General features: G+C 69.5%; 17 protein-coding genes. 13 read left to right on the forward strand and 4 right to left on the reverse strand.

Translation table 11 applies throughout. From position 1 onward, the window contains the following. Positions 1 to 65: 65 nt before the first annotated feature. The gene (locus tag IEW07_RS18365; protein ID WP_229741960.1) at positions 66 to 632 is read right to left on the reverse strand and encodes a GNAT family N-acetyltransferase; all 567 of its coding nucleotides are present in this window, start codon (positions 630 to 632) and stop codon (positions 66 to 68) included. A 186-nt stretch (positions 633 to 818) separates the two neighbouring features. Between IEW07_RS18365 and IEW07_RS18370 the strand changes: the two genes are divergently transcribed. Beyond that, the gene (locus IEW07_RS18370) at positions 819 to 2153 is read left to right on the forward strand and encodes a carboxylesterase family protein (RefSeq protein ID WP_188539911.1); all 1335 of its coding nucleotides are present in this window, start codon (positions 819 to 821) and stop codon (positions 2151 to 2153) included. Between the two features lie 83 nt (positions 2154 to 2236). Here IEW07_RS18370 and IEW07_RS18375 read toward each other — a convergent pair whose 3' ends face one another. Further along, positions 2237 to 3457, reverse strand: coding sequence for a hypothetical protein (locus IEW07_RS18375; protein ID WP_188539913.1), 1221 nt, complete (start codon positions 3455 to 3457; stop codon positions 2237 to 2239). Positions 3458 to 3725: 268 nt separating this feature from the next. Then, entirely contained in the window at positions 3726 to 3941 is a 216-nt protein-coding gene (locus IEW07_RS18380) for a hypothetical protein (RefSeq protein WP_188539915.1), read from the reverse strand. 204 nt (positions 3942 to 4145) lie between these two features. Here IEW07_RS18380 and IEW07_RS18385 point away from each other — a divergent pair, with 204 nt between their 5' ends. From IEW07_RS18385 to IEW07_RS18400, 4 genes are all read left to right on the forward strand, one after another. After that, a complete protein-coding gene (locus tag IEW07_RS18385; protein WP_188539917.1) occupies positions 4146 to 4622 on the forward strand; it encodes a hypothetical protein in 477 nt (158 codons plus the stop codon). A gap of 4 nt (positions 4623 to 4626) precedes the next feature. After that, positions 4627 to 5586 (forward strand): hypothetical protein, encoded by a 960-nt coding sequence (locus IEW07_RS18390; protein WP_188539919.1) that lies wholly within the window; start codon positions 4627 to 4629, stop codon positions 5584 to 5586. Positions 5587 to 5686: 100 nt separating this feature from the next. Then, positions 5687 to 6205, forward strand: a complete 519-nt coding sequence (locus IEW07_RS18395; protein WP_229741962.1) for a phosphatase PAP2 family protein — start codon at positions 5687 to 5689, stop codon at positions 6203 to 6205. A gap of 11 nt (positions 6206 to 6216) precedes the next feature. After that, positions 6217 to 6654: a hypothetical protein gene (locus IEW07_RS18400; RefSeq protein ID WP_188539923.1), complete on the forward strand. Its 438-nt coding sequence runs from the start codon at positions 6217 to 6219 to the stop codon at positions 6652 to 6654. 111 nt (positions 6655 to 6765) lie between these two features. Here IEW07_RS18400 and IEW07_RS18405 read toward each other — a convergent pair whose 3' ends face one another. After that, the gene (locus tag IEW07_RS18405) at positions 6766 to 7113 is read right to left on the reverse strand and encodes an ArsR/SmtB family transcription factor (RefSeq protein WP_188539925.1); all 348 of its coding nucleotides are present in this window, start codon (positions 7111 to 7113) and stop codon (positions 6766 to 6768) included. Between the two features lie 137 nt (positions 7114 to 7250). Here IEW07_RS18405 and IEW07_RS18410 point away from each other — a divergent pair, with 137 nt between their 5' ends. The 8 genes from IEW07_RS18410 to IEW07_RS18445 all read left to right on the forward strand — a co-directional run. Beyond that, entirely contained in the window at positions 7251 to 8372 is a 1122-nt protein-coding gene (locus IEW07_RS18410; protein WP_188539927.1) for a transglycosylase SLT domain-containing protein, read from the forward strand. Then, on the forward strand, positions 8369 to 8986 hold the full coding sequence (locus IEW07_RS18415; protein WP_188539929.1) for a hypothetical protein: 618 nt from the start codon (positions 8369 to 8371) through the stop codon (positions 8984 to 8986). Before IEW07_RS18410 ends, IEW07_RS18415 begins: the two co-directional genes overlap by 4 nt. Continuing rightward, positions 8983 to 10548, forward strand: coding sequence for a hypothetical protein (locus IEW07_RS18420; protein WP_188539931.1), 1566 nt, complete (start codon positions 8983 to 8985; stop codon positions 10546 to 10548). Before IEW07_RS18415 ends, IEW07_RS18420 begins: the two co-directional genes overlap by 4 nt. After that, positions 10545 to 11489, forward strand: coding sequence for a DUF6668 family protein (locus IEW07_RS18425; RefSeq protein WP_188539932.1), 945 nt, complete (start codon positions 10545 to 10547; stop codon positions 11487 to 11489). The genes IEW07_RS18420 and IEW07_RS18425 overlap by 4 nt, the downstream gene beginning before the upstream one ends. A 16-nt stretch (positions 11490 to 11505) precedes the next feature. Continuing rightward, a complete protein-coding gene (locus IEW07_RS18430; RefSeq protein WP_188539934.1) occupies positions 11506 to 11799 on the forward strand; it encodes a hypothetical protein in 294 nt (97 codons plus the stop codon). A 47-nt stretch (positions 11800 to 11846) separates the two neighbouring features. Then, the gene (locus IEW07_RS18435) at positions 11847 to 12644 is read left to right on the forward strand and encodes a DUF8175 domain-containg protein (protein ID WP_188539936.1); all 798 of its coding nucleotides are present in this window, start codon (positions 11847 to 11849) and stop codon (positions 12642 to 12644) included. After that, positions 12644 to 14395 carry a hypothetical protein gene (locus tag IEW07_RS18440; RefSeq protein WP_188539938.1) on the forward strand — a complete coding sequence of 584 codons (1752 nt, stop codon included), beginning with the start codon at positions 12644 to 12646 and terminating at the stop codon, positions 14393 to 14395. Before IEW07_RS18435 ends, IEW07_RS18440 begins: the two co-directional genes overlap by 1 nt. Then, on the forward strand, positions 14392 to 15728 hold a 1337-nt coding region (locus IEW07_RS18445), incomplete at its 3' end, for an SCO6880 family protein (RefSeq protein ID WP_188539940.1). The genes IEW07_RS18440 and IEW07_RS18445, both read left to right, overlap by 4 nt.

A 15728-nucleotide genomic window follows, 5' to 3' on the forward strand; every position in this document is an offset into this window, starting at 1 on the left:
CTGCCACCACCCCTAGCGACTGCCGGGAGAGCTGGTCGCCCCGGGGAGTTCCACCCCCAGGACCCTCAACGGCGGCCGACGCTGGGGGGCTCTCCGTGCGCGGGGGAGGAGCCGGGCAGGAGGCGTTCCATCACGACGTCGTCCTCCTGGCGGCCCCCGATGGTGAAGCGGCGCCGCCCCACGACGGTGAACCCGTGCTTGGTGTAGAAGGTGATGGCCCGGGTGTTGTCCTGGTGGGTGCCCAGCCACATCGACTTCGCACCGCGGCCGCCGGCGACATCCAGGCACGCTGTGATCAGGGACCCGGCGACGCCGGTGCCGTGATGGTCAGCGGCGACGTAGCACTTGCTCAGCTGTGCCGTCGGCCGACCGGTGACCGCCCCGGCCACCTCCGGATCCGCCGGGTCCCCGAGCACGACCATGGCATAGCCGCCCAGCACCCCGCCGCTCTCTTCCACCAGCACCACCCGCTGGGGATCCTGGAGGTAGCCGCTGAAGCAGGCGACGGACAGGGACTCGGCGATGAACCCCGCAATGGCCTCCCTGCTCAGGTGGGACGGGCACGCCAGGGGAAAGGTCGCGGCGGCGAGATCGGCCAGGGCAGGCACGTCCTCGGGCAGAGCAGGGCGCACGGGCACGAAACGTCCTTTCGATCAGGGAGGCGGCAGGGACCGGATGCCAGGCGACAAGACCTATCAGAGGGGGCGGTGGGCAGCGACCAGATGCTGCACGCCCAGGGGCAGCCTCTTCTCCCAGAGCACCCCTGCCGGCCGGAGGAGCAGATGCCGCCTGGGGTTTCCGGTGGTAGACAAGAGACGATGAGCACCACGACACTGACCTTCACCCCGCCCTGCGGTCCCGTGCGCGGCTGGCAGGACGGTGAGGTGCTGCGCGCCACCGGCATCCCCTACGCCACGGCCACCCGATTCACCGCTCCTACCCCGGCCCCGGACTGGACCCAGCCCGCGGAGGCCACCACACTGGCCCCGGCGTGCCCGCAGGCGGACTCACCCTTCCTCACCGAGGTTCTCGGCGACGCCCTGGCCGGGCTGGCCCGCGACGAGCACTGCCAGCGGCTGTCGGTGACCATGCCCGGCGATCTGGCACCGGGGGAGGGGCTGCCGGTGATGGTCTGGATCCACGGCGGCTCCTACACCACCGGGGCCGGGGACGCCCCGATCATGGACCCGGCCCGGCTGGTCGCCGAGCAGCGCGTCGTGGCCGTCACCGTCACCTACCGTCTGGGGCTGTTCGGCTACCTGGGCTCGGGGCAGCACCGTCCGGCCAATCTGGGGCTGCTTGATCAGCTCGAGGCGTTGCGCTGGGTGCGGCGCAACATCGCCGCCTTCGGCGGGGACCCGGAGAACGTGACCGCCTTCGGCCAGTCCTCCGGGGCTGATGCCGTCGCCCACCTCATGGCCACCGACGAGGCGCCCTCCCTGTTCCGCCGCGCCATCATCCAGAGCCCCCCGCTAGGCATCGCCCGCGGCCGGGCAAAGATGACCGAGGCGATGTGCCAGGCCGCGGAAGTCGTCACTGCCGACACCCCCGCCGAAGACGTCGTGGCCACCCAGGCCGAGGTCGAGGCCCATGCCTCCTCCTTTGGGCTGATGGGGGCGATGCCTTTCGGCACCCAGTACGGCCACCACCCCCTGCCCCACGAGGAGCAGATCGAGGCCACCTGGGACCGGGCAGCCCCGCACATCGACGTGCTCATCGGCCACACCGCGGAGGAAGCAGGGCTCTACATCCCCACCGTGCCCGCACTGCACCGGTGGACCCGCGCTCCACTGATCGGTCCGCTGATCCGCCGCACCGTGGTGGGCTGGGCGACAGCGGCGGTCTACACCCGTGCCATCCGCCGCTTCGCCGCCCGGCACGCCCGCGCCGGCGGTACTGCCCACACCTACGTGCTCTCCTGGGCCGCCCCGGGCAACCCCTACGGTGCGGCCCACACCATCGATCTGCCCCTGCTGTTCGGCCACGAGGGCACCTGGGCGAACACCGGACTGGTGGCCGGTGCCGCCTGGGAGGACCTCGACGCCCACGGCAGGGAGGTCCGCCGACTGTGGGCCGACTTCGCCCGCGGCAAGGACTTGGGCGAGGCCGGGAACATCCCCGGTGCCCTGCACTACCGGCGCGCCCGGGCCTGAAATCGAGCCTGTTCCTGGTGAGTTCGGGGCAGGCTCGAGCTGACACCGCTGACGCAGCACCCACCGGACGGTGAGCAGACCCATCAGGTATCCGCGCCGCGCTCAGCAACCGCTGCGGCGCGCCCGGCGGCAATCTGCGCAGCCCACCGTTCCCTAAACGGCCGCCGATCCCCAGGCCTCTGAGCCTCCGGCCTAACGGCCATGCAGGCCCCACCCGCCGCTTGAACATCGGCCGGGGTCTCCATGCCACTCGCGGAGGTTGCGACCTGACGGGCTGCTTCGCGGCGTGCGTAGCGGGCAGTGGCGGCGATGGCTTCGGCGCGGCGCTGCTCGGCCTCGGCGGCCGCTCGTTGGTCGGGGGAGCGGTGGGGGGTGCCGTCTTGGTGGGTCCAGGCTCTGAGGCGGGCGGCGAACCAGGCGCCGGGGTTGTCGATGCCGTGGACGGCGTCGTGGGGGTATCTCTGACCGTTAGGTGTCCAGTCGAGGGCGTGGAGCACATCGGCGATGGTCCAGCCGGCCTCGAAGTGGGGCTTGGCGACCGAGACGACGTAGGCGGTGGTGATGCGGCGCAGGATGAGGGCGTGGTGCTGGAGCTCGAGTCCTGCACAACGATAAGTGTGCTTCCAATCGGACCGGCGCCCCCGCCCACTCACCGGCCTTACCGTCGCATGAGCGGGCCACAGTGGAGCTGAACGCTTCGAGAGGGCGGCTTGGACTTCCCGCCGCTGCGCGGCGGCCTTGGCAGTGAGTCGCGGCGTAGCCGCGTCCTTCGGGGAAAGTTCTTCGCGCGCGTGCGGGGGAGGACATGCCCCCTTCGGGGGGACCGGGCCGACATTTATTTCCACAGGCATTGACTCCTCTTCCGTCTGGTGGGGGGCTTCGGGCGCGGTCTCCGACGGTGCCACCGGGACGGGCGGGGCTGGGGTGGTGAGGGCGTAGACAGGGGCCTCACCCTGCTTCTTGCCCGTGGCCCGGGGGGTGTAGGCCGCTGAGCGGCCGGTGGCCACCACGGCCAGCAGGCCCCAGTCCTTGAGCCGGCGGATCATCCGCCCCACCGAGTCCTCGTGCACACCCAGGCGTTGGGCGACCCAGGCCCAGGTGGTGCGCCAGGTGCGGGAGGCCGGATCCTGCTGCACCGCGATGATCTCAATCAGCGCACGCATGTTCGTCCGGCCGTCGGCGCGCATCAACTCCAGGGCAGGGTGCTCCAAGGCGGCACGCTTCCACGCCACCACGTGCCGGGCCAGTTTGCAGCCCTTGGGGACCGCCCGCAGGACCACGGCCTTGGAGCGTTCATAGGCCACACGCACCCGACGACGCCGCGAAGGCGGCTCTTCTAGGGTCTCGAGGGCAGCATCGAGAGCGGAGTGTGACTGAAAATCGGCGTGACTAAGCGATGAGGGGTCCATTTGCGGACGCGCCTCAGGTACACTAGGGGACACAACAGTCCCCTGGTATTGGGTTCATGAGGTTCCTGATTCAGTTTCTGTTGAACCAGCTGTCACGAGTTTGGCGACCTGGGACAGCTGATTGACTTAGACGGCCCGCCCACCACGGCGGGCCGTCAGTCATTTAAGCGGTGTTGCTTAGAGGAAGTTCGGTCTCCTGAGGGTTGTCGAGCTTGTTGGAGCGACCCGAGTCGCGCTCGATGAGCGCGCCGATGTACTCAGCCATCGACAGCCCTACTCGCGAAGCATTTTCTGCCGCGAGACGGTGCTGATCCAAGGTCAGGCGCATGCTGAACGGGACTTTGCGCCCGATCATCTTCGGCGGCTTGTACTCGGTCATGGAGTCAGTCTGCCACTGTAAATGCACATTTGCCTAGCACGACGCGGTGTGTCTCTCTCCAAATGCACATGCGCATTACCGTCCTTCTCGAAGCGCGTGAACATGTTCATGTTAGGTTAATCGCCACCCCCTTTGTCCAGCCACTGGATGTCTCGGCCGCGCGAGCACGCGATCGCAGTTCCACGAACCCTCATGGAGGTCCGTATGTTGGAGGCCATGGTGCACCCCCCGCTCTCTTACTTGGATCGTCTCCAGGAGTTGCTACCCGGACTCCCGTCGTTGCGGTCTTGGCCGGAGGTGCACGCAGCGGTCGAGGAGGCGCATGGCTGCAGGATTACCGTGCGGCCAGCCCCGCAGAGCCTCGGGCAGTCAGTCACCGGTGTGTGGTTGAGGACAAAAACGCAGTCCTACATCTTCCACGACGAGGGCCGTGTGCGATCACAAGCGTTCGTCAGACACATCGTTGCCCACGAGTACGGACATATCCTGTTGCGGCACAGCGGTTGTGAGCTGAGCATTGGGACCGCGTTCTCAAGTCTGGGGAAGAACAAGAGCGTCCGCCAGATCCTCACCCGCAGCGAGCAGTGGACCGCCCAAGAACAAGAAGCAGAGGCAATTGCGGTGACCCTGGCGGCCCACCTCGCCAACCAGACAGATCCCATCCTCGAGCTGTTCGGCTGAGCCCATGCTGATCGCCTTGCTCAAGCCCTTCGCAGCCCTGGTCCTGTTTGTCATCACCGCCATACGCTGGCGCGTAGTTTTCGACCGGGACCGCAGTCATGCCGCATGGATAGGCACTCTGATGGGCACCTTGGCTCTGTCGGTCAATCCGTTCTTCATCACCGAGTACGAGATTGACGCCCTGCTTGGTGAGCACAACTGGTTCCATCTCATGCGCAACGTCCTCGTGTTGGGCGCCATGTGGTCCCTGCGCGTGGCGCTCCTGGAGGCGTTGCAAGAACACCCTTGGTCCCATCAGCGGAAGCGACTGGAAACGGCGGCCGCGGCCACCGTGATAGGGGTGATGACGTTCTCCTTTTGGAGCATCGACAGGTCCTCGACCTCGATGGCGTTCATCCCCGAGCACATCGACCAGTTGCCCACGCTGGTCTATGGCACGGCCTACATGGCCGCGGCCGCGGGCCTGATGTTTGACACCTCCTGGCGGATCTTTAGGGGGTTGCGGGAAGACCGCCGGCGGCGCACCCGCGTGAGAGTGGCACTGACCTTGATGTGCGTGGGGGCGCTGAGCATGGGGATTGCCTCGGTGGTCGAGTGCTTCTACATGGCCGCCGATCACCTACACGCCACGGATGGAGCCTTCATCGTGGTCACTCATGCAGCGTTCGGGCCGCTGTATCTGTCCGGGGCGGGGCTGCTGGCTGTGGGCCTGCTGGTGCTGGCGGCCTCGGCAGCCATCCGGCGCTGGCACCTCGGCGACCGCTTCTATCTGGGCCGGCTTATGGCGCTGCGCCAAGACAGCATGCGTGCCGGGCTGACCGTGGCGGTCTACAGTTCCAATCCTCGATCAGAGCTCTACGAGGCGATGATCGCCACCTACGACGCGGAAGCGCGGGAGGACATTCCGACATGCCCCAAGCGGGACAAGATGATGCAGGCAGTGGAGGGCCGCTTTGACAGTTAGTGCAGTCGGAGCACTCGAACATCGCCGGACCCGCAAGACGGCGGTTGCACTCAGCGAGACATTCCAGCCCCCGCTGGTCCTCTCGGCACTGTTCGTGACGATGCCTCCACTGGCTCAGGATGCCGGCCTTGCCGGAGCCTTATGGGGGCTCCTCGGCGCCTGCGCCGTGTGTCTGCTCCCCTTCGCCGCAGTCATCATCCTCGCCCGACGCGGCGTCCTGTCCGATCACCACGTCAGCGACAAAAAGCAGCGTGCCCCCATCATGGCGGCCACCTTCGCTCTGACGGCGCTCTATATGATGGCTTTATTGACGTGGCAAGGTCCGATGATTCTGATGGCCCTTGCTGTGGCCTTCGCCTCAGGAATGGTTGGCCTGATTCTTATCAGCCCTTGGTGGAAGATATCTGGTCATGCCATGACAGCAGGAAGCATGGGCGCCATTGCTTTCTTGTCATGGGGGCCGTGGGCACTGGTGGCGATCCCGATGTGCATTGCAGTGTGCATCAGTCGGGTCGTACTACGCGCCCACACCCTCGCCCAGGTCGCGGCGGGGGCAGCCTTCGGTGCCACCGTCATCGGAGGCATCTACGCCATGATGTACCGGCTGCTGGTCGGTTAGAGGGAGCAGATATGGAACGGGACGAGCGGACCCCAGAGCAGGTACTGGCGAACAAGATTAACCTGTTACTGGACGCGCTGCCTGGTGAAGACGGCAAGCCACTGAATTTCCCTGCAGTCCAGGGGGCCTTGCGTGAGCGCGGCGTCCCGTTGGGGCGCACCAAGTGGTACTACCTGACCACCGGTCATCCTGCACTGCGCACCGACCGTGAACTGCTCACAGCCATTGCTGACGTGTTTGGCGTCGATCCAGGGTTCCTGCTACACGAGGATGGGCCCTTGCCAGAGCAAATCGAGCGGGAATTGAAAATGCTCATTGCCATGCGTCGGGCGCAGGTACGGGACTTTGCTATGCGCGCCCTCGGGGACATCGACCCGCATGGACTACAGGCCATCCTGGAGGTCATTGAGAAGAACGAAAAGCTATCTGCAGACGATACTGAGCAGTAGGCAAAGTCCCCGTTGTGATTGCAACGAGGGACACCTATAGTCGGTCGTGAACCTGTTCATGAACATATTCACAGGACCCTGCCAACAGGGCTGACCACTGGAAGGAGCCCCTCAGTGAGATTTGCCGTGCACTCCCACGACTGCGCCGCAAGCGCTCCTTAACGCATACTCCGCAAGAGCGGATAACAGTTCCTCAAGCCTGGGCTGGTTCGCGTAGTACAGCATGGGGCGGCCCCGGCTGTGCTGGGCCTCAGCCTTCACGGCCCCCAGGGCTTCCAGCTCGACCAACTGAGCACCGAGAGTCTTGGCGGGGAGTCCAGTGTGGGCCACCAGGTCCGCACGCAGTGCCGGCCCCTGCTTGAGGGCGTTGATGATCGAGAGCCGGACGGTGTTCCCGAACACCTTGGCGGCTTGGGCGACCAGCTCGGGCTGACCTGCGGGGCGGACGACGGACGGCACGGGATTCATTGTGTCGCACGCCCTCTCATTCAGCGGACGCCAGGACCACCCGCAGCAGTTGAGGACCTGTCGAGTCGAACCTGTTTCAACTGCCTAAGACAGTCATAAGAGCACCACTTCGGGAAGGGAGGTGACTCGTGGAAGAGGAGGAGTCCCACGGCTCGTCCGTCCTGGTGGTCGCCGCCCTGGCGCTGGTCGGGGTGGTGGCGGTGGGTGTGCCCGTCGCCGGCGTGGCCGGCCTCGCCCTGGTGGCCGATCTGCAGGCATCGGCCGGTGGGTGCACCCCTTCCACGGTCGTCTCGGAGGAGGAGTCCGGGGACGGGGTGGTCAACGTGCCTCACGGGTGGGGGCCGCTGGTGGAGGAGGCGGCCGGGACGGCCGGGTTGCCGGTGAGCGTGGTGGCCGCCCAGCTGGAGGCCGAGTCGGACTGGGACAGGTACGCGGGCAGTCCTGCCGGGGCGGCCGGGATCGCCCAGTTCATGCCCGCCACCTGGGCCGCCTACGGGGACGGCGGGGACGTGACCGACCCCCAGGACGCGATCCCGGCCTATGGCCGCTACATGGCAGCGCTGCGGGGCCAGGTGAAGGGGCTGGCCGGTGGGGATGCCGCTGAGCTGGTGCGTCTCACCCTGGCCGCCTACAACGCCGGTCCTGGGGCGGTGCTCCGGCACCGGGGGGTGCCGCCGTTGGCGGAGACCCAGCGCTATGTGGAGACAGTCCTCGAGCGCGCTCAGGTCGAGTTCTCCCCGGGCTGTGAGGCCCCTACCGGGGGCACGGCGTGGGACGGGGACCTTGGCGAGGGGGAGTGGACCACGCCCCTGCCCGGGGGAACGGTCACCTCCGGCTACGGCGGCCGGGCCCTGGCGGGTGTGCCCGGCTGGGCCAACCAGCACGTCGGGGTGGACATCGCCACCCCCGGCGCCGGCTCGCGCCCCGGTGGGGTGGTGGTCGCCCCGACCGATCTGCGCATCACCGGCTTCAACGACACCGACGGGTGCGTGATCGCCAAGGAGAACGGTGATGACCCGGATTTCGGCTTCGCCTTCTGCCACCTGGACTCCCACCGGGTGCAGAAGGGCCAGGCGCTCTCCCGCGGTGACGTCATCGGGGTGGAGGGCAACCGGGGCCGCTTCACGATGGCCACGCACCTGCACCTGGAGGTCTACGCCCCCGGTGCCCCCGAGGTCGTCTTCCCCTATGAGGGCTTCAATCTCGACCCCGCCCCGATCTTGCGGGAGAAAGGAGCGTGGCCGCAATGAGCCACCGCCCCCGTCTGATCACGGCCCTGGCCGTGTGCGTCCTGCCGCTGGCCGCCTGCTCCTGGCAGGCGGCCCAGGAGACCTCCCAGTCCTCCAGCACTGCTCCGGCTCCGGAGGCGAGCCCGCCCAGTGCGCCCACTCCTGAGGTGCCCGGCGACGGCACGTTCCCGCAGGTGCAGGATGTGGACCGCACCGATGTGGAGTCCACCGCCCGGACGGCGGCGATCCTGCTCCACTCCTGGGACACGGCCGTCGACCGCACCGAGACCGCGGCCGCGATCCGCGCCACCCCGCTCATGTCGGAGGAGTGGGCAGACGCCCAGGTGGAGCCGGCCCGCAACTCCTCCCACGGGGAGTGGCTGGGCCCGGCCGAGCACCGGGCCTACAGCCGGGCCCAGGCCGTGCCGGCGATCGGCGACGCCTCCGCCGACGTGGGGGAGGACAGGGCGGTCCGCGCCTACGAGGTGTCCTGGCGGTGGGCCAGCCGCGACGGGGAACCGGCTCCCGGGACCGGGTCCCGTCAGGTGACGATCTATCTGGAGAAGCACTCCGGGGCCTGGGAGGTCGTGGGCCACCAATCCCAGGAGATGGCGGCGGGGGAGGCGGGCTCGTGAGCGCGGCCGTGCACCCCTGGCCGGTGATCACCCTGACCTTCGGGGCAGAGCAGATCCTCGCCGATGCCAACGGGGAGGTTCTGACCTACCCGGTCATCGACGGTGCCGCCGCCCCTGAGGTGGCCGCGGACGCGGCCGCCGAGGCGTGCCGGCGGCTGGGGTTGGCGGTGTGCCGGGTGCAGGGCCACACCGAGGACGGGTCCGTGTTCGAGATGGTCGTCGACGCACAGCTGGGCACCCTCGAGGAGCACCAGCCTCCGGAGTCACCCGGGGCTGCGCCGAAGCGGCGGGGCCTGCGCATGGGGGTCAGCACCCGCGCCGGCGGCTCCCGTGCCGCCGTCACGAAGAGTCAGCGGGGCCGCACCGCGGTGGTCTGGGGCAGTGTGGGCGTGCTGGTGCTGGCCGTGGGCACCTCGACCGTCGTCGGCGCCCAGGACGGGGGTGGGGAGCCGGTCGCGGTCGTGCATACCCCGGCGCCGGCGCAGTTGCCGGTGCCGTCCCCGGCCGGGTGGGACACCTACGCCGCCTGGTCCACCCCGATGGGTGGGTCCGAGGTGAAGGCGGTCCTGGATGGGAAGGGCCGCCCGGTCAGCGTGGACGGCCACCAGCTCACCGGCCACGACCCGGCCACGGGTGTGGCGCAGTGGAGCCGTACGGCCCCGTTCACCGTGACCCAGACGGCCATGGTCACCGTCGAGGGGCGCAGCCGCCTGGCGGCCGCCACGGGCAAGGAGCTGGTGCTCTTCGAGGAGTCCTCTCCTGAGCCGGTGAGGGTCGAGGTGCCCCAGGAGGCGACCGTGGTCGTCGACGGCGGCACCGTGCCGCGGCTGGATCTGCCCACCCAGAAGTCTCTGCTGGTTTCTACGGATGGGGGCACCGTCTCCCGGGTGGTGCCGGCGGCCGCAGAGCCCTTGGAGGCCCAGGGGGAGGACCTGATCGCCGCTGACACCGAGGTCGGGAAGGTGTGGCGGATCGGCACCGACTCCGCGGCCTTGCCGACCCCGGCGACCCTGCCGGCCCCGTCCCCCGGGGCGGAGCTGACCGGCATCCTCGGCAGCGTGGAGGGCCGGGTGGTGGCCGCGTGGAAGGACGGGAGGCAGACGGTGGTCGGCTTCTACGACGTGGATGAGGCCACCGATGCGACCTCCGTGAAGCAGGTCGCGGTGCGTGAGCTCACCGGCCCGCCGCCCACGGCCTCGAGCGTCCAGATCGACCGGGCCCACGGGCTGCTGCTGGCCTCCTCGGTGCTGGTCGATGTGGAGGCCACCACCGTCCACCGCCTCGAGGGGCAGGGCACGCTGTCGGCCGGCTACGCCTGGGTCACCGCAGGCGGTGAGCAGTCCCGGATCAACCGCCACGGGCGCACCGAAGCCACCACCACGGCGGAGCAGGCGGCGGTGCCCGACGTCATCACCGAGACCGGGATGGCCCTGACGCGGGCGAAGAGTGCGGCCGAGGGCTCCCTCTACGCCCTTCTCGTTTCCGGCCCCACGCCCACTGCCGGCCCCTCACCCACTGCGAGCCCGTCCCGCACTGCGATTTCTGAGGAGAGTTCCCGATGAAGATGACCGCGACGATCGACGCCACTGGCACCACGAGCCTGGACCTGGACGGAGACCTGAGTCAGGAGAGCCACCCCTCGGTCGCCCAAGCCCGCCGAGCGGTGATGGCCACGGCCACCACCCTGGCGGAGCAGACCTGTGAAGACACCCGTCTGCACCTGGAGGACCCCTCCGGGGCCCGGACGCTCCTGGTGGCAGCAGACGGCACCACCGCCCAGCAAGACGCCGTGGCCCCTGTGGTGGAGCCGGTGCCCCTGGAAGCGACGGCACAGCCGGCCGCCCAGACGCCGGTCGAGGCGGCTGCCGGCCGAAGCCTGCGTGCCTCAGAGCCTGTGGTCGTGGAAGGCCCTCGCAACCCCTTCGTCGCCGCGCCTGAGGTGATCGTGGAGGAGGACTCGATGGATGTGGATCCGATCCTCGGCGCCCGGGAATCCATCCGGGGGCCGCAGAACCTCCAGCAGACCCTGGCCCAGGAACCGGCCACGGACGAGGGGACAGCCGTCCCGGTGGTCTCCACCCAGGCCACCTTGTGGCTGGTGGGTGCCTCCGGGGGAGTGGGCACCTCCACCCTGGCCGGGCTGTGCTCCGAGACCGTGGCGGACGCGGGCGTGCAGGAACCGGGCTGGGCGTGTCGGGCGCTGCTGGTCTGCTCCACCAGCGCGGCCTCCCTGGACGCGGCCGCCCGACACGCCCGGGCCTCGGCCACCGGCCGGCTGGCCTACGAGCTGGCCGGGCTGGTCATCGTTCATGACCGGCCCAAGAACCGCATCACCAGACCCACCCTGAGCTTCGCCCGCAGTGTGGCGCGCATGTTCCCGGTGGCCATGACGGTGCCCTACGAACCGGCCTGGCGCGAGGTCGGTACCACCCCCACCCCCTCGTCCACACGGCTGAGAACCGTGCTGCGCCGCATCGAAAAAATCGCCCGGACCGGGCACTGAGAAAGGAAACCCCCCGATGCTCACCACCACCCTGACGACCACCTCCCTCTCTACTCTGAACGCCGTGCAGGTCCCTGCCATCAACGCGACGCCCACCCAGCCCCCGGGGATGGAGAACGTGACCATGATCCTGGGCTGGATCCTCTGGGGCGCGGGCCTGGTGCTGTTCGTCTACTTCATCTTCGGCCTCGTCACCGCCGGGCGGAACCGCCGCCGCGGCGATGAAGTCGAGGCCCCGGTGTGGCCGCTGGTCGCCGCCGCCCTGCTCGGGGCCGCCGGGGCGATCTGGAACATGATCACCGGCGGCTGACCCCGACCCGATCGCCAACCGGCACCGCAACGACAGGGAGACCCTCGATGGACACGAACAACAACGATGCGGCCCGGGCCCGCCCCCGCTGGGTCGGCCCGGCACTGATCGCCCTGGTGCTGACGCTGGTCGCGGTGGCCGGGTGGACCATCCGCAATCTGACCTCCACCGACGACCAGCAGGCCGCCCCTGCCGCATCTGTCCCGGTGGCTCCCCCCGCCGAGGCAGGTGAGACGGCGGCCCCGGCGGCGGGGGAGGACTTCGCCTGGGACTGCCAAGCGGATCTGAACACCGATGCGGTATCGGTGGCCGATGAGGCACCGCCAGTTCAGGAGTGGGTGGCCGCCGGCTACACCGTGGTGCCCTCCTCCGGCGAGTTCGGCGGTTGTGAGCGACGGGACTCCGGGCTGCGGGTGGGTTTCGCCCACTCCGAGGCCGGGGCGCTGATGGCCGCGGCCACCTACGCCATGTCCCTGGACCCCTCGCTGAGCCAGGACGCCGCCACCGATGTGGAGGTGGCCATCGCCGCCGGCCCCGACCGGGAACGGCTGGAGGAGAAAGCCCAGCGCATCCGCGACGGTGTGGAGGAGGGCAGCGACGGCTCCACAACGGCCTCCTCCACCCTGATCGGCTACTCCCAGAACCACTACACCGAGGAGGCGGCCTCCTACCAGCTGGTCTACACCTTCCCCGCGGAGAACGGTCTGACGCAGAAGGCCATTGCCCAGGCTGATCTGGTCTGGGAGGACGGGGACTGGAAGCTGGACCCGGCCTCGGGCACGAAGATGATGACCGTTGACCAGTACCAGGGCCAGCCCTACGTTCAGTGGGGGCCGAAGAACTGATGGACCTTCTCGGAGATCTCGCCGGCAGCATTGCCGGGGACACGGTGGAGCAGCTGATCCTGTTCATGGCCGGGTGGCTGGTGGAGGTATTCACCACGATGCTCGACTTCGTGGGCACCTGGTGGCTGAACATCGGGGCCCCGGAGATGGGCGCCGGTTCCGCCACCGAACGGGTGCAGAGTGCGACGACGACCTTCGTCGGGGTCGCCGGGATCATCGGGACCGCTTTCGCCGTGCTGCGGATCGGACGGGACCACAATCGGGAGTCGGCCGAGAACCTGGTGATGGGCCTGATCCGCACCGTGGTCGTCTCCGGGCTGGCGGTGTCCATGGTGGCGCTGTCCCTGGCGGTCACCGACGAGGTGGCCCCGTGGCTGGTGGACACCATCGCCGGGGACGCCGCCAACGACGGGCTGGGGCAGGCGATGGGCCTGGACACCCTGGTGGGTGCCGGGATGGCGTTGACCACCGCCGGGATTCTGCTGGTGCTGGCCCCGTTCGCGCTGCTGGGGGCGGTCCTCAACGCCGCGCTGGTGATCTTCTCCTACGGGGTGGCCGGGGCCCTGTGCGGGGTACTGCCAATCTTCGCCGCGGCCTCCACCACACCGAAGGGACAGAAGTCCTTCGACAAGGCGGTGGGCTGGCTGGTGGCCGTGATCCTGTTCAAGCCGGCCGCGGCCGTGCTCTACGGCTTCGGCCTGGCGCTGATGAACGGCATCGACGGCACCGGGGATGAGGTGGGCAACAAGATCATCACCTTGCTCACCGGCACCGTCGTGATCTTCTCGGCCTGCCTGGCCATGCCCGCCCTGGCCCGGGTCATGGTCCCGGCCGTCAGCGCCGGCCCCCGCGGCATGGGCGCCGGCGGGCTGGCCATGCTCGGCGGCGCAGTCGCCGTCGGCGCCCTGACCGCCGGCGTGGGCACCGCCGCCGCCGGGGCTGCCGCGGCAGGAGCCGGAACCACCAGCGCCGGTAGTGCCGGAGCGGCTGGTGCTGCGGGGGCTGGCGCTGCTGGTGCTGGTTCAGCTGGTGCAGGTGGGGCTGCCGGTGCTGATTCTGGTGCCACCGGTGCTCTGGGCGGCACCGGTGGCGGGTTCTCCGGGGCTGGGGCGACGGGTGGCGCCGGCGCGCAGAGCGCGACGGGGGCCCAGGCCTCCGGTCACGGTGGGGGAGCTGGTGAGGGCTTACCCACGGCCGGTGGTCCGGGGGGTGCGCAGACCGTGGAGGCCATCTCGACCGGGGCCGATCCCACTTCCGTGCCGGGGACCCCCACCGGTGGTGCCTCGGGGGCGGAGACTGTGCAGCCCACCTCGACCGGGGCGGCACCAGTCAGTGCGCCGGGGTCCACCTCCGGTGGGGCCTCCGGTGCGGAGACCGTGCAGGCCACCACCACCGGTGCCGCCCCGACGAGTGCCGCAGGCACCACCACGGGCGGACCCTCGGGGGCCGAGAACGTGCAGGGGCCCAGCGGCGGGGGCAGGGGCGGGCCGACCGGCGCTGAGCCGGTCCAGAGCACAAGCTCCAGCTCGTCCTCCGTACCTGCCGGTGGGGCGGGCGAGGTAACCGGGCCGGCCGGTGCGGAGCCGGTGGCTCCGACGACTGGTGCAGGGCCCACTGGGCACCCGGCCGGTGCGGGCTCCTCGGCGTCGGGGGCGAAAAAATCGTTCATTGACGGGCAGCGGCTGGAGTACGGGTTGCGCGAAGTCGTTCGGGACAGTGAGCAATCTATTGAGAGCGGTGAGGATCTGTGAGCAACGACGCGCAGGTGATGGTGCGCCAGTACGGCAACATCGCCGAGGACAGGACGGCCGGGCTGTTGGGCTTCTCGATGGCCTCCACCGTGGTGCTGGGGGTGGGGGCGGTGGGGGTGTTCCTGTTCATCATGGCCTCCCGGATCGGGGTGGCCACTGGGATCGCGGTGGCCGCGTTCGTGGCCGCCACGGTGCTGGGATCCAAGGACCGCCACGGCCGCTCCGCCCCGGAGCGGTGGCTGGCGAAGCGGATGTTCACCCGGGCGCAGAAGCGCCACCGGACCACGTACAAGGCCGGGCCGGCTTCGCAGCTGCCCGACGGGTCCTTCCGCGCCCCCGGTGTGCTGGCCGGCACCGTACCGGTGGCCTTCACCGACCTGTTCGGCCACGAGGGGGTGATGCTGTGGCACCGGCAGCTGAAGACCGGCACCGTGTTCGTCGTCGCCAACTCCTCCGGGCTGGGGCTGCTGGATCAGGGGCGGGTGGACCGGATGGTGGGCACCTGGGCCGCCTTCCAGCGCGACGCGGGGTCGAACACGGAGCTGGTGCAGGTCTCGGTGACCACCCAGTCCACCACCGACCCCGGGGAGCGGCTGCCGGACGCGGTGGCGGTGGGCCGGGCCCAGGCCGGGGACCGCCAGGTGCCGGCCTTCGCCCGCGCCACGATGGATGCGGTGGTGGCTGATCTCAACCAGGACGTGCCGAAGCTTCAGCAGTGGATCGCGCTGACCTTCAGCGCCCGGGCCAACGCGGCCGAGGGGGTGCCCGAGCGCACTCCCGGGGAGCTGGCCACGGACGTGTCCTCGCTGCTGAGCGGGTTCCTGGAACAGCTCGAACAGGCCGGGGCCGGATCGGTGTCGCTGATGAAGACCACCGAGCTGATCGACCAGACCTATGTGGCCTACAACCCGCTGGCCGCCGCCGCGGTCGAACGCGCCCGGCTGTCGGAGGCCGGCACCGGGCTGCGGTGGGAAGAGGTCGGCCCCGCCGCCGCGAGGGTGATCGGCTCCCCGGGCCGGTACGAGCACGGCGGGGTGGTGTCGAAGTCCTGGCAGATGTGGCGTCCCCCCGCCGGCACGTTCCGGGAGAACGCCCTGGTGGCCCTGCTGGCCCCCACCGCGGAGATGCTGCAGAAGCGGGTCACGGTGTTCTACCGCCCCCAGTCCCCGGACAGCTCGGCGACCCAGGTGCAGCAGGCGCTGACCAACGCCCAGTTCGCGGCGAACCAGAAGAACCGCCGCCCGACCAGCTCCCAGATCATCGCGTTGGAGAAGGCCCGGAAGGCCGAACGCGAGCAGGCCGAAGGGGCGTCCCTGGTGCGGTTCTCCATCGT

The organism is Kocuria dechangensis (genome assembly GCF_014636775.1).
Lineage (GTDB): Bacteria > Actinomycetota > Actinomycetes > Actinomycetales > Micrococcaceae > Kocuria > Kocuria dechangensis.